Source organism: Staphylococcus sp. LKG3-1, from assembly GCF_048568385.1.
Taxonomy (GTDB): Bacteria; Bacillota; Bacilli; order Staphylococcales; family Staphylococcaceae; genus Staphylococcus; species Staphylococcus saprophyticus.
This window is the reverse complement of record NZ_CP183796.1, coordinates 844367-858399: the sequence shown is the minus strand read 5'-3', so window position 1 is coordinate 858399 and position 14033 is coordinate 844367. Positions and strand designations below refer to the sequence as shown.

9 protein-coding genes are annotated in these 14033 nt (G+C 33.3%); 7 read left to right on the top strand and 2 right to left on the bottom strand.

Translation table 11 applies throughout. The features are described from left to right. Window positions 1-11: 11 nt before the first annotated feature. The 6 genes from ACM595_RS04085 (at window position 12) to ccpA (ending at window position 9867) form a co-directional block, all read left to right on the top strand. A complete protein-coding gene (locus ACM595_RS04085; protein WP_419744448.1) occupies window positions 12-3764 on the top strand; it encodes a DNA translocase FtsK in 3753 nt (1250 codons plus the stop codon). 23 nt (window positions 3765-3787) lie between these two features. Beyond that, window positions 3788-5101, top strand: coding sequence for a UDP-N-acetylmuramate--L-alanine ligase (murC, locus tag ACM595_RS04080; RefSeq protein ID WP_002483003.1), 1314 nt, complete (start codon window positions 3788-3790; stop codon window positions 5099-5101). A gap of 70 nt (window positions 5102-5171) precedes the next feature. Next, window positions 5172-5666, top strand: coding sequence for a DUF948 domain-containing protein (locus tag ACM595_RS04075; protein ID WP_002483004.1), 495 nt, complete (start codon window positions 5172-5174; stop codon window positions 5664-5666). Window positions 5667-5745: 79 nt separating this feature from the next. Beyond that, window positions 5746-7086, top strand: coding sequence for a YtxH domain-containing protein (locus tag ACM595_RS04070; RefSeq protein WP_041080021.1), 1341 nt, complete (start codon window positions 5746-5748; stop codon window positions 7084-7086). A gap of 388 nt (window positions 7087-7474) precedes the next feature. Next, window positions 7475-8566 carry a bifunctional 3-deoxy-7-phosphoheptulonate synthase/chorismate mutase gene (locus tag ACM595_RS04065; RefSeq protein ID WP_002483006.1) on the top strand — a complete coding sequence of 364 codons (1092 nt, stop codon included), beginning with the start codon at window positions 7475-7477 and terminating at the stop codon, window positions 8564-8566. 311 nt (window positions 8567-8877) lie between these two features. Then, complete coding sequence (gene ccpA, locus ACM595_RS04060) at window positions 8878-9867, top strand: catabolite control protein A (RefSeq protein ID WP_419744447.1); 990 nt, start codon at window positions 8878-8880, stop codon at window positions 9865-9867. Window positions 9868-10163: 296 nt separating this feature from the next. On the opposite strand, the gene ACM595_RS04055 is transcribed toward ccpA, so the two are convergent. Continuing rightward, the gene (locus ACM595_RS04055) at window positions 10164-11321 is read right to left on the bottom strand and encodes an acetoin utilization protein AcuC (protein ID WP_011302874.1); all 1158 of its coding nucleotides are present in this window, start codon (window positions 11319-11321) and stop codon (window positions 10164-10166) included. A gap of 13 nt (window positions 11322-11334) precedes the next feature. Then, on the bottom strand, window positions 11335-11967 hold the full coding sequence (locus ACM595_RS04050) for a hypothetical protein (protein ID WP_002483009.1): 633 nt from the start codon (window positions 11965-11967) through the stop codon (window positions 11335-11337). A gap of 179 nt (window positions 11968-12146) precedes the next feature. Here ACM595_RS04050 and acsA point away from each other — a divergent pair, with 179 nt between their 5' ends. Next, on the top strand, window positions 12147-13856 hold the full coding sequence (acsA, locus tag ACM595_RS04045) for an acetate--CoA ligase (protein ID WP_002483010.1): 1710 nt from the start codon (window positions 12147-12149) through the stop codon (window positions 13854-13856). The last annotated feature ends 177 nt before the right edge of the window (window positions 13857-14033 follow it).

Genomic DNA, 14033 nt, shown 5'->3' with positions numbered 1-14033 from the left:
GGTAATGTAGTATGAGCTGGTTCGACAAGTTATTTGGAGAAGATAATGAATCAACAGATAATTATCTTAATAAAAGAAGCCAACGACGTCAAAAAGCTACACAACAAGAAGAACATGATTCATTACTTCCTCAAAATAATGATGTTTATGAAAGACCCAAAGGGAAATTCAGGTTTCCTATGCGTGTTTTAGAAGAGGCAAATGACAGTTTGAAGACAGATGATGAGTTGAATTCTGATATTGCGTCTACATCTCATAAAACTTCCCATGATGTACATAATGATGTGAGTCATGGGAATGCACATCATCAACAAAGAAGACGTAGACATATGTATGATAAAACACCAACTCAAAATATAAACTCGAGTGATTCAGTTGGGCAACAATCGCAACAACAAGATCATTACCAAACTGAAAATGAGACTAGAACACATAAAGGCAAAAGAATGAGGATTCAAACGGATGTTTTACGAGCAAATGCTTCGTCAAAACACAAACTAACGACGTCAAATTTTCATCATAGCGATTTTAAAGCGAGTGAAGTGCCTTCAGCGATTTTTGGTACTAAAAAACCCCGTCCTTTAGAAAATGGTGTCATTAAACGTCAAGATGATTCAGAAGAAGGTACGCAAGCGGAAAATGAGACGAATCATCGTAATTATAATGATGAATCATCTCAACAGAAACACCAAACAGTAAAAGATTCAGATAGTAATTCAACAGATATTCAAAATGAAGCACATATGTATCATGAAAATTCAAATGATACTGCATATGATCTATCTGATAACAAAGAGCGCCGTGACGCACAACATGTTGAGGAAAATGGTGAAGAAGTTGAGCTGGATCAACCAGTAACAAGTCAAAATAAAAAAGATAATACGATTAAAATAGAAAACATCTATGCTTCTCAGATTGTTGAAGAAATTAGACGAGAGAGAGAACGTAAAGTATTACAGAAGCGTCAATTTAAAAAGGCACTTCAACAAAAACGTCATGATAATCAAGACAAACAAGAAGATAGTATACAAAAAGCAATTGACGAAATGTATGCAAAACAAGCGCGGAATTACATAGGTGAAAGCTCGTTAGATGAAGATGGTAACGCAATGAATATGTCCAAATCGAAAACGTCAACATCACGTCAAAGTGCAGAAAATCAGCAACAAACAGAATCGACGAATAGTGAAGATATTGAAGAAGATTCAAATACACCATTTAATTATGAAGAAGTTGATTTAGATCATGTACGCGATGTTCATACGATTAATAATGAACAGGTTAATGTAAATACTAAAAATGACAGTTCCGCAATTGAAGCAAATCAAAATCAAGTTGAACAGGTCACACCTAACAGTGATTTCGAAAATCAAAACGATGAGAACAACACTGCAATAGAGTCTAGTCAAAGTGATATGTCAGAAAATGAGCGCACATACATCTTAGAGAAATCATTTGAGCGTTATTTAGATGAGAATGACGTGGATGATGCGCAGTATAGAGAATTATCTGAAACAGACCCTAAATCCAAAGAATCATTAGCTTTTGATTCATTAGATTCACAAAGTGAAAATGAGCAATTGTCAGAGTCATTATCACAACCAGACCATGGTTTTGAAAATTCAGAGTCCGATATTATCGATAATCATGTAACTTCAAATGATGCAGCACCATCAGAGGCATCACAGCTAGAATCTGATGAAAGTATGAATGAAAATGAATCGCTTAACGTCCAAAATGAAATATTAGATGAAAGGTCTGAATTGGAGCAATCTGATAGTACTGATAATAATAATGGAAATCATATTAAGCAACCCGACGAAACTAAAACGTATAAAAAGGCTACATCTATCAAGAAAGGTAGTAAACCTTTCAATGTCGTGATGACACCATCAGATAAAAAGCGTATGTTAGATGCACAAAAAGAAAAAAATAAGTCAAACATACAATTAAATAATGTAGATAATTTTAAACATAATACGTCATCCGATATTAGCGACAAACAATCACAGTCGAATAATGATCAATTAGCAAATGAACCTGCTTCAGAGACATTGACTGTAACTGATGACAACCAAAACGAAACGAATTTATCACATGACTTGATTGATGAACAGAGTGACTTTAAACCGGAAACGGATGCTTCTTCTTATAGTGATGATTATAATCGAAATGACTCAACTCAGTCTAATGTACAACAAGAGTCAGTTGAAAGTGCTGAGTCAGATATGACAAATGTGCCTTCTGAACAAAATGAAAATCATAAGCAAAATGTACAAGAACCAGTTCTCAAACCTGAAACTTCTGGTAACCAATTAGGTGGAGTAAAAACACCAACTGAGGATGATAATAAGGCTACTATTAGAAGAGGACCCAATATTAAACTTCCAAGTATTGAGTTATTAGAAGCGCCAAAACAACATGAAATTGACAATGCTTGGATTGAAGATAAAAAACAGGAATTGAATGAAGCTTTTTATTATTTCAATGTGCCTGCAGAAGTTCAAAATGTTACTGAAGGCCCTAGTGTGACACGATTTGAATTATCAGTCGAAAAAGGTGTGAAAGTATCTAGAATAACAGCTTTACAAGACGATATAAAAATGGCGCTTGCAGCTAAGGATATTCGTATTGAAGCACCCATTCCAGGTACGAGTCTAGTTGGTATAGAGGTACCAAATCAAAATGCAACAACTGTAAATTTACGTTCAATTTTAGAAGAACCAGCGTTTAAAAATGCAGAATCCAAATTAACTGTAGCTATGGGACTTAGAATTAATAATGAACCTTTATTAATGGATATTTCTAAAACACCGCATGCTTTAATAGCTGGTGCAACAGGCTCAGGTAAATCCGTATGTATTAATAGTATATTAATGTCGTTATTATATAAAAATCATCCTGAGGAATTAAGATTGTTACTTATTGATCCGAAAATGGTTGAATTAGCACCTTATAATGACTTACCACATTTAGTTGCACCTGTGATAACAGATGTAAAAGCAGCAACCCAAAGTTTAAAATGGGCTGTTGAAGAAATGGAAAGACGTTATAAAGTTTTTGCTAAATATCATGTTAGAAATATTACGGCGTTTAATAAGAAAGCAACTTATGAGGATAGAATGCCAAAAATTGTTATAGTAATAGATGAATTAGCAGATTTAATGATGATGGCACCACAAGAGGTGGAACAATCTATTGCGCGCATTGCACAAAAAGCACGTGCATGTGGTATTCATATGCTAGTTGCAACGCAAAGACCTTCTGTTAATGTCATCACTGGATTAATCAAAGCAAATATACCTACTAGAATTGCATTTATGGTATCATCTAGCGTAGACTCTCGCACTATCTTAGATAGTGGTGGTGCAGAACGTTTATTAGGTTATGGTGACATGCTTTACCTAGGAAGCGGTATGAATAAACCTATCCGTGTTCAAGGTACATTTGTCTCTGATGAAGAAATTGATGATGTTGTAGATTTCATAAAACAACAACGAGATCCGGAATACTTATTTGAAGAAAAAGAATTATTGAAAAAAACAGAAAGTCAACCACAAGATGATTTATTCGATGATGTGTGTCGATTTATGCTAAATGAAGGACATATTTCAACTTCATTAGTACAGCGTCATTTCCAAATCGGATATAATCGTGCTGCAAGAATTATTGATCAACTAGAACAACTTGGCTATGTGTCGGGCGCAAATGGATCTAAACCAAGAGATGTATACATTACAGAATCAGATTTGAATGAGAATTAATATAGAGATAAAGGAGTGTTACAATGACACATTATCATTTTGTCGGTATAAAAGGTGCCGGTATGAGTTCATTAGCACAAATAATGCATGATCTTGGAAACGAAGTACAAGGTTCAGATATTAAAAATTATGTTTTTACAGAAGTGGCATTAAAAAACAATGGTATTAAAATACTGCCATTTGATGCGAATAGTATTCAATCAGATATGGTAGTCGTACAAGGAAACGCATTCCCGGATACGCATGAAGAAGTTGTGAAAGCACATGAATTAAAACTTGAAGTTATTCGCTACCATGACTTCTTAGGTCATATTATTAACCAATATACGTCAGTCGCCGTAACTGGTGCACATGGTAAAACTTCGACAACTGGTTTATTATCACACGTAATGAATGGTGATAAGAAAACATCTTTCTTAATTGGCGATGGAACTGGACTTGGCATACCAGCAAGTGATTACTTTGCGTTTGAAGCATGTGAATATCGTAGACACTTTTTAAGCTATCATCCAGACTATGCCATTATGACCAATATAGATTTTGATCATCCAGATTATTTCAAAGACGTTGATGATGTATTTAATGCTTTCCAAGAAATGGCGCATAACGTTAAAAAAGCGATTATTGCTTGGGGTGATGATACACACTTGCGTAAAATTGAAGCAGACGTACCTGTTTATTATTATGGATTCTCAAATAAAGATGACGTTTATGCAGATAATTTAGAGATAAGTGAAAAAGGTACAAAATTTGATGTATATATTAAAGGTGAATATTTTGATACTTTCCTTTCACCACAATTTGGCGATCATAATATATTAAATGCCTTATCGGTTATTACGATTAGTTACTTAGAAAGTTTAAATATCGATAATATTAAAGAAGCATTAGAGACTTTTGGTGGCGTGAAACGTAGATTCAATGAAACAAAAGTAGGAAATCAAGTATTAGTAGATGATTATGCACACCATCCTAGAGAAATTAGTGCTACAATTGAGACAGCGAGAAAAAAATATCCTAACAAAGATGTTATCGCAGTGTTTCAACCTCATACATTTAGTAGAACACAAGCATTCTTGGGTGAATTTGCAGAATGTTTAAGTTTAGCCGATAAAACATTTTTATGTGAAATTTTTGGTTCGATAAGAGAAAATAGCGGTAACTTAACGATTCAAGATTTAGTTCAAAGAATTGATGGTGCAACATTGATTGATGAGGAAAGTGTAAATGCGCTTGAACAATATAGTGATGCTGTTATTTTATTTATGGGTGCAGGAGATATTCAAAAAATTCAACGTGCATACATGGAAAAAATAGGTGTTACTTCTCCATTTTAATATGTTTATGTTAAAATGATGGGGGTATTTATATTAAATAACAACATATGATTAATAGGAGGCGTTTTAAATGGAATGGATTTTACCTATAGCTGGAATTATTGCAGCGGTTGCATTTCTAATATTAGTAATTGGTATCGTTGTGGTATTACTTTCAGTTAAGAAAAATTTAGATCACGTAGCAAAAACACTTGATGGTGTCGAAGGACAGGTTCAAGGTATTACGCGTGAATCTACAGATTTACTTCATAAAGCGAACCGCTTAACTGAAGATATTCAAGACAAATCAGATCGTTTAAATTCAGTAGTTGATGCTGTTAAAGGTATCGGTGATTCTGTACAAACTTTAAATGGTTCTGTTGATAGAGTGACAAACTCAATTACGCACAATATTTCTCAAAATGAAGATAAAATTTCTCAAGTAGTACAATGGTCAAATGTAGCAATGGAAGTTGCTGATAAATGGCAAAATAGAAGAAATCGTAGAGATAGTGCAAATTACAAAACGAGCAGTGTAGCAAATGACACGAATCATAGCTATACTACACGTGTAGATAACAAATAATTCATATATTAAAAAACAAATGCACTTAAATGAGGTTTGAAACTTATTTAAGTGCATTTGTTATAGGGGGCATTGGACAATGAAGTATTATAACCGTGATAATTATGAAAGAAATTTAGAAAGTTACGAAGTGCCAGAATATTTTACAAAAGGTGCCAGAAATGAATTTGTATATGGATTTATTGTAGGTGCTGTTATAGGTTCCGCTGTTGGTTTAGTATCCATTAGTAAGTCGAGAGCAACGAATAAATCTATTCCAGAACAAGACAATCAATTTAAATCTAGCATTATTGAGCAGTCCGAATTAGAACGTCAAGAAGCTGACGATAAAGTAAATGAAATTAAATCAACTATTGACGACGCGCAAAATAAAAATACAGAAGTAACCGATGCAGAATTATCTGCGCAACGTGTAGCGATTCAACAAGAAACTTCTGATAATAATTTAGCTAATATGTCACCGGATGCCCAAGAACAACAGGAAGTGACAACTAGTGAAGATGCAAATCAATCAGATGACAGTTTAGCACATATAGATCCAAATGCAGAACCAAGTGAAAGTGAAATTAATGCACAACAAAATGCAATTAAAGAAGAAACAGAAACAAGTGATGCGAATATAGATGGTGAAAACTCAAATAGCAATGCAGTTACTGCAGGTACAGCAGCTGGTGGTGCAGTTGCAGCGAGTGGATTAGCTAAAGCAGCACATGATAAAAATGAAGCGTTAAATGAAGATAATCAAGTTGCAGAAAACACATCTAATCTTTTAAAAGAAGAAGAAGCGCCTGCTAACACTAACACAAATAATAAAACGCCGAATTTGGTTACTCAAAGCGATGAAACAGATGATAGTAAGCAAGGGGCAATTGCAGGTGTGGTAACTGCGTCAGGTTTAGCATTAGCGGCTAAAAATAAAAATAAAGCATTAGATGACAATCCTTCTGTTGCAGAAAACACAGCTAATTTACTTAAGCCAGAAGCTCCAGCACAGACAAAACATAAAGTTGTACCTAATTTGGTTACGCCAAAGGTTGAAAGTGCTGTTGAATCTACAACAGATAAAGTAGAACAAGGCGATAAAAAAAATGATACAAAAGTTAAACCAGAAGCTGCAGACCAGAGAGTAAAACAAACACACGATCAAGTTGCATTTAAAGATGGTATCATCGTTCATGAAAATGCTTCTGGTCAAACGCAATCAGCAACAACTCCTACAAATTTAGATTCAAAAAATGATGGTATCATTAATCATGATGATTCAGAATCTGCAGATAACCTATCATCTACAAAAGACGCAAGTACTTTGACAAATGAAAGTACTACTGAATCTGAAGCAACATATTCAAAAAACAGACCACAAACGAAGAAAACAGAAAAAGCAAAAAGTAAGATTGATAAAAGAACATTTAATGATTAAAAATATTTAATAAAAAGAATCGGACGCTTTGTTCGATTCTTTTTTTATGTAGTATTATTTGATACATATCTATTTGCTTAATAGAACATCATGTAAAGCGTATCGTTGATTAAATATGACATGTCTTATGAATTTGAAGCATATCATGAACAAGGAATTTGTAAATTTATCTATAAAATTTATAAAAAAGAAGTAATAGTGTAAAATATAACTAGCAAATGACTGAAAATTTAGTTATCATTAATGTTATTCACTTTTTAAGTGAATTTTTAATAATCCTTACTTGAACTTATAAGGAGTTATTGTTAGAATAACCTTTAACATATATTTTATCGCTTTAAAGCAGAATAAAATATTGGTTTTAAAATTTTTCATAGAGGTGAATAAAATGGCAGACAAATTACAAGAATACAGAGATGAGATAGTTGAAATTAATGAAAAAATCTTAGGTCTTTTATCTAAAAGAGGTAAGATAGCACAAAAGATTGGTGAAGAAAAACGCAAACAAGGTACACTTGTTTACGACCCACAACGCGAAAAAGAAATGATTAATCAGTTATTAGATCAAAATGAAGGTCCATTTAATGACAATGTGATTAAACAACTATTCAAAGAAATTTTTAAAGCCTCTACTGATTTACAAAAATCTGAAAATGAAAAACATTTATATGTATCGAGAAAATTAAAACCAGAAGATACAATCGTTCAATTTGACAACGGAGGCATCATTGGAGACGGCAACAAATCATTTGTATTTGGTCCATGTTCAGTTGAATCACAGGAACAAGTCGATGCAGTCGCAGCTAATTTACAAGCGAGAGGTGAGAAATTCATTAGAGGTGGCGCATTTAAACCTCGTACATCACCGTATGATTTCCAAGGCTTAGGTGTCGAAGGGCTTAAAATACTTAAAAATACGAAAGATAAATATGGTTTAAACGTTGTAAGTGAAATTGTAAACCCAGCAGACTTTGAAGTTGCTGATCAATATTTAGATGTATTCCAAATTGGTGCACGTAATATGCAAAACTTTGAATTATTAAAAGAAGCTGGTCGTTCAAATAAACCTGTATTATTAAAACGTGGTTTATCAGCAACGATTGAAGAATTTATTTTTGCAGCTGAATATATCGCATCACAAGGTAATGAAAATATCATTTTATGTGAACGTGGTATCCGTACTTATGAAAAAGCAACTAGAAACACGTTAGATATTTCTGCAGTGCCAATTTTAAAACAAGGCACACACTTACCAGTTATGGTAGATGTTACACATAGCACTGGTCGTAAAGATATCATGCTACCTACTGCAAAAGCAGGATTAGCTGTTGGTGCAGATGGTATTATGGCTGAGGTTCACCCTGATCCATCTGTAGCATTAAGTGATAGTGGACAACAAATGGATTTCAATGAATTTGATGCGTTCTATAAAGAACTTAAACCATTAGCTGATATGTATAATAATAAACAACTTAAATAAAGTATTACGTTAATTAAAATGAATGCCTTATAATCCTAACTATTTAGTTAGTATGGATTATAAGGTTTTTTATTTTAAAAACATTTATTAATAATTGGTTTATTTTTAATAAAAAGCGTATGAAATGACGTATCATTCATTAAGTTATAAAAATCGATTAAAGATAAATAGACGTTCATATCATATGAATTGAATTATTTATGAATTTTAAAAACAAAATGATTTTACAATGAGCAAAAATATGGTAAACTTTGAAAATGTTATGAAAACAAGTTACAATGATAAAGAAATCGCTTTCAAGGAGGAAAAATATGACTGTAACAATATATGATGTAGCTCGTGAAGCTCGCGTTTCTATGGCAACTGTATCACGTGTTGTCAATGGAAATCAGAATGTTAAGCCGGAAACACGTGATAAGGTTAACGATGTTATCAAAAAATTAAATTATCGTCCGAATGCAGTGGCAAGAGGATTAGCAAGTAAACGTACAACAACAGTTGGCGTAATCATACCAGATATTTCAAATGTTTATTATTCACAATTGGCTCGTGGATTAGAAGATATTGCAACAATGTATAAATATCATTCTATTATTTCTAATTCAGATAACGATCCAAATAAAGAAAAAGAAATTTTCAATAATCTACTTAGTAAACAAGTAGATGGTATTATCTTCTTAGGTGGTACTATTTCAGAAGAAATTAAAGAACTTATTAATAAATCATCTGTTCCAGTTGTTGTTTCAGGAACAAATGGTAAAGATGAAGGTATTTCATCAGTTAATATTGATTTCAAAACAGCAGCAAAAGAAATTACTACTGAATTGATTGAAATAGGTGCTAAAACATTTGCGTTTGTCGGTGGCGATTATTCCAAAAAAGCACAAGAAGATGTATTGACTGGGCTAAAAGAGGTTTTAGATTCAAATCATCTTGAATTAAAAAATGAACTTATTTTTAATGGCAATGAAACTTACAAAGATGGGCTACGCGCATTTGAATCATTAAAATCTGGAAAACCAGAAGCGATTTTGTCAATCAGTGATGAACAAGCTATTGGTCTTGTACATGCAGCACAAGATGAAGGTGTGAACGTTCCAGAGGATGTACAAATCATTAGTTTTAACAACACAAGATTAGTTGAGATGGTAAGACCACAACTTTCAAGTGTTATTCAACCTTTATATGACATTGGTGCAGTAGGTATGAGATTATTAACTAAATATATGAATGAAGAAGAAATTGATGAACCGAATGTTATTCTTCCACATAGAATTGAATATAGAGGGACGACGAAATAAATCGTCAATGCGTTTTAAAGCAAATATATAAATTAAAGCCTACACAAATTATTGTGTAGGCTTTAATTTATACTCTGAGCTAGTACATATTGAAGATGAGCTTTTTTGTATTTATTATATTTTGAAAGGTCATGTATATCTGGGATACGGTGTGAACATGTATTTTTCACCCATAGTAGGGTGATGAATCTAAGCTTAACAGTAAATGCTTCTAAAATTTTTAACATACAATGTTTTAGGCGGATTTCTTCAAAATGACCAAGTTGTTCAAATTATTATTTTAACTATAAATCTTACTATTTAAACCAACTAATTACCTGTTGTGCATGTTTTAAATTGGTAGCTGTAATTTCTTCCTCTCTAGGTATATCGATGTAATTTTCTTTATCATCCTGCCAGTGCTTTGGTAAAGTACAGGTAGCATAAGGTTGCCATTTTTCAAGCCATTGTGATGGTAATTGACCTTGTGGTGGTGGTGCTTCTATAAGCGCTAGGAATACGTGTGACCAAGCTCTTGGCACTACTTTCCAAATGTTATAACCGCCACCGCCAAACATCATGACTTTGCCATTTGTATATGTATCAGCCAAAGATTTAATGATATAAGGAATTTGGTAAAGTGTGTTTAATGTACAACTCATGTGTGTTAGTGGGTCCAAATAATGCACATCCACACCATGAACACTAACAATGATATCTGGTTTGAAAGAAGCAATAATAGGTTCAATCGTTTGCTTAAATACCTCTAAATAAGAGCTATCTTCTGTGTATGGTTCTAAAGGAATATTAACTGTATAGCCGAAACCTTGCTCATTACCACGTTCTGTGTAATGTCCAGATCCAGGAAATAGAAATTTGCCTGTTTCATGGATCGAATAAATTAAAGCTTGGTCTTCAGTGTAAAAACTCCACTGTGTACCATCACCATGATGTGCATCTGTGTCTATACATAATACACGTTGATTATAGTGTTTAATCAAGTAAGCAATAGTGATAGCCACATCGTTATATATACAAAATCCATTTGCACGACCTGGTAGACTATGATGTAAGCCACCTCCGAGATGACAACCATTTTTAACGCTTTTATCCATGATAGCATCAGCTAAATTTAACGCACCACCAACAATTCTAGCGCTATGTTGGTGCATCCGTCTAAATTGCAATGTATCATCACCATCTAAGCCATATTTTTTAGCTTCTTGTAAATTTAAAATACCATGGGACGCACGTCTAATGGCTTGTATATAGTCATAAGAATGTATTAGTGATAATTCCTCATCTGTTGCGATTCTCGGTGTTATGATGTGTTCAGGCTTTAAACTGCCTAGATCTAACAATAATTCTGTAGTTAGTTTTAATCTCATTTGATTAAAAGGATGATCATTGCTGAAACGATATTGAAGTAATTCATTTGCGTATACATAGCCCGTAGTTTGTTGCATATTACTCATAAATTTCTCCCCTTTAAAAGAAAAAGCGATTCATAAATCTGATATTATCAAATTCTTGTAATTGATTGATTGAAATACGTGAACCAATTCTTGCCATTAAACAATTTGCAGGATGACTTGTAATTTCAGGGTCATCAGTAGCAAAAATTTCAAGGCCCCCATAACCCATTAGTTTTTGCATTAGTTTTTTATATTCATATACGTCGAGACCAGAATTTTTTAAATCCCAGTGCCAGTAATATTCTGTAGTTAATACGATATAATCTTCATATTCATCTGCTTTTAAGCTTAATTTGATAAGTTCACTTCCTAAATGTAAATGTCGATAAGGCAAACTGATTTCAATAGCACCAAGTTCGATTAAATAATCTAGATTGCCACTAGACCAACGTTCGAGTGGATCTGGATAGTGATAAGTCACATAACCGATGATATGTTGTGCTTCATGTAAGACATAGATACGACCTTCTTCTAGTTCACTGATTTCTTTTATTGCCTCAAATTGATCTTTAGGTGGTCGAAATGCATATAAACCATCATCAAACGTCATCGTATCGAGTGAAGAAAGTGGTACAGGACCTTCTATTATAAAATCACCTTCATTTAAGTGATAGGTTTGAGATTGATATGTTTTGATATGTTTCATTTTTTCACTCCAAACTACCGCATATAATATAGTCAACAAGTTTGTTATCTACATTATAAGTTAAAAAGAGGAAAAATAACATATAAATAAATACGCTTACACTTATTATTTTGAAAATTCCGATAACATTCGTTATAATAATTTTTAAGCAATCGATTTCATTCAGAGGGGGATTTAAAATGAAAGTAGAAGTTTATAAAGGTGAAAGTGGAGATTTTAACCTTCAAGACTATGAAAAAGAATACAATCATTTTAACTGGAAAGATGTAGAAAAATCATTTTCATGGTACGAATCTGGCAATGTTAATATGGCACATGAATGTATAGATCGTCATGTGGACGAAGGCAAAGGGGATAAAATTGCCTTACATTATAAAGATGATAAACGTAAAGAAAGTTATACTTTTGAAGAAATGAAAATCAATTCAAATAAAGCTGCGAATGTTTTAAAAGAAAAAGCAAATGTTGAAAAAGGAGATCGTGTTTTTGTATTTATGCCGAGAACACCTGAACTCTATTTTGCGTTGTTTGGAACTTTGAAAATAGGTGCAATTGTTGGACCTCTATTTGAAGCATTTATGGAAAAAGCGGTTGGAGATCGTTTACAAAATAGTGAAGCAAAAGTAATTATTACAACGAATGCGTTACTTCCTAGAATTCCTAAAGAAAATCTACCTCATTTAGAAACAATTGTTGTCGTAGACGAAGTCGTTGATGAAAACTATGTCGATTTTAATAGTGAATTCCAACAAGCAAGTGAGTCATTTGATACGGAATGGTTAACAATGGATGACGGTTTGATACTTCACTATACTTCTGGTTCTACCGGACAACCTAAAGGTGTTTTACATGCACAAAGAGCAATGCTCTTACATTATATATCAGGTAAGTATGTATTAGATTTTAAAGAGGATGATGTTTATTGGTGTACTGCAGATCCTGGTTGGGTCACAGGAACATCATATGGTATCTTTAGTCCTTGGTTAAGTGGTGTAACAAACTGTATTGCTGGTGGAAGATTTTCACCAGAGGCTTGGTACAGTATGATTGAAGAATTTAAAGTTACCATTTGGTATACAGCACCTACAGCACTTAGAATGTTAATGAGTGCAGGGGATGATGTAGTTGAAAAATATGATCTTTCTTCAATCAAGAGTATTTTATCTGTTGGCGAACCTTTAAATCCAGAGGTCATTAAATGGGCAAAAGATGTCTTTGGCAAACGTGTACTCGATACGTGGTGGATGACAGAAACTGGTGGTCATATGATCGTCAATTATCCTTCTATGGATGTAAAATTAGGCTCAATGGGTAAACCTTTACCAGGGATAGAAGCAGCAATCATTGATGATCAAGGTAATGAATTACCAGCGAATCGTATGGGTAATCTAGCGATTAAAAAAGGTTGGCCATCTATGATGGTGTCCATTTGGAAAAATCCAGAGAAATATGATTCTTATTTCATTGGAGATTGGTATGTATCAGGCGACTCTGCATATAAAGATGAAGATGGCTATTATTGGTTCCAAGGCCGTGTTGATGATGTGATTATGACAGCTGGTGAACGTGTTGGCCCATTTGAAGTTGAGTCTAAATTGGTTGAACATGAAGCAGTAGCTGAAGCGGGTGTAATTGGTAAGCCAGATCCAGTTCGTGGTGAAATTATCAAAGCATTTGTGGCGTTACGACCTGATTATCAAGAATCAGATGAACTTAAAAAAGAAATTCGTAAGTTTGTAAAAGAAGGCTTAGCGGCACATGCTGCACCAAGAGAAATCGAATTTAAAGAAAAATTACCAAAAACACGTTCAGGTAAAATCATGCGTCGCGTATTAAAAGCATGGGAATTAGATCTGCCAGAAGGCGATTTAAGTACTATGGAAGACTAGTATAAACGATAAAAGACGAGTTGAATTTACATGCTAAAGTGAAATCATATTTAATTTATTATCGTAGCTATCAAATACAATTGTATAAATGATTAAAATGAAACAAAAGCTATATCCTTAAACATTTAAAGGGTATAGCTTTTATTAATTTAAAATAATAACAACTTAGCAATATTT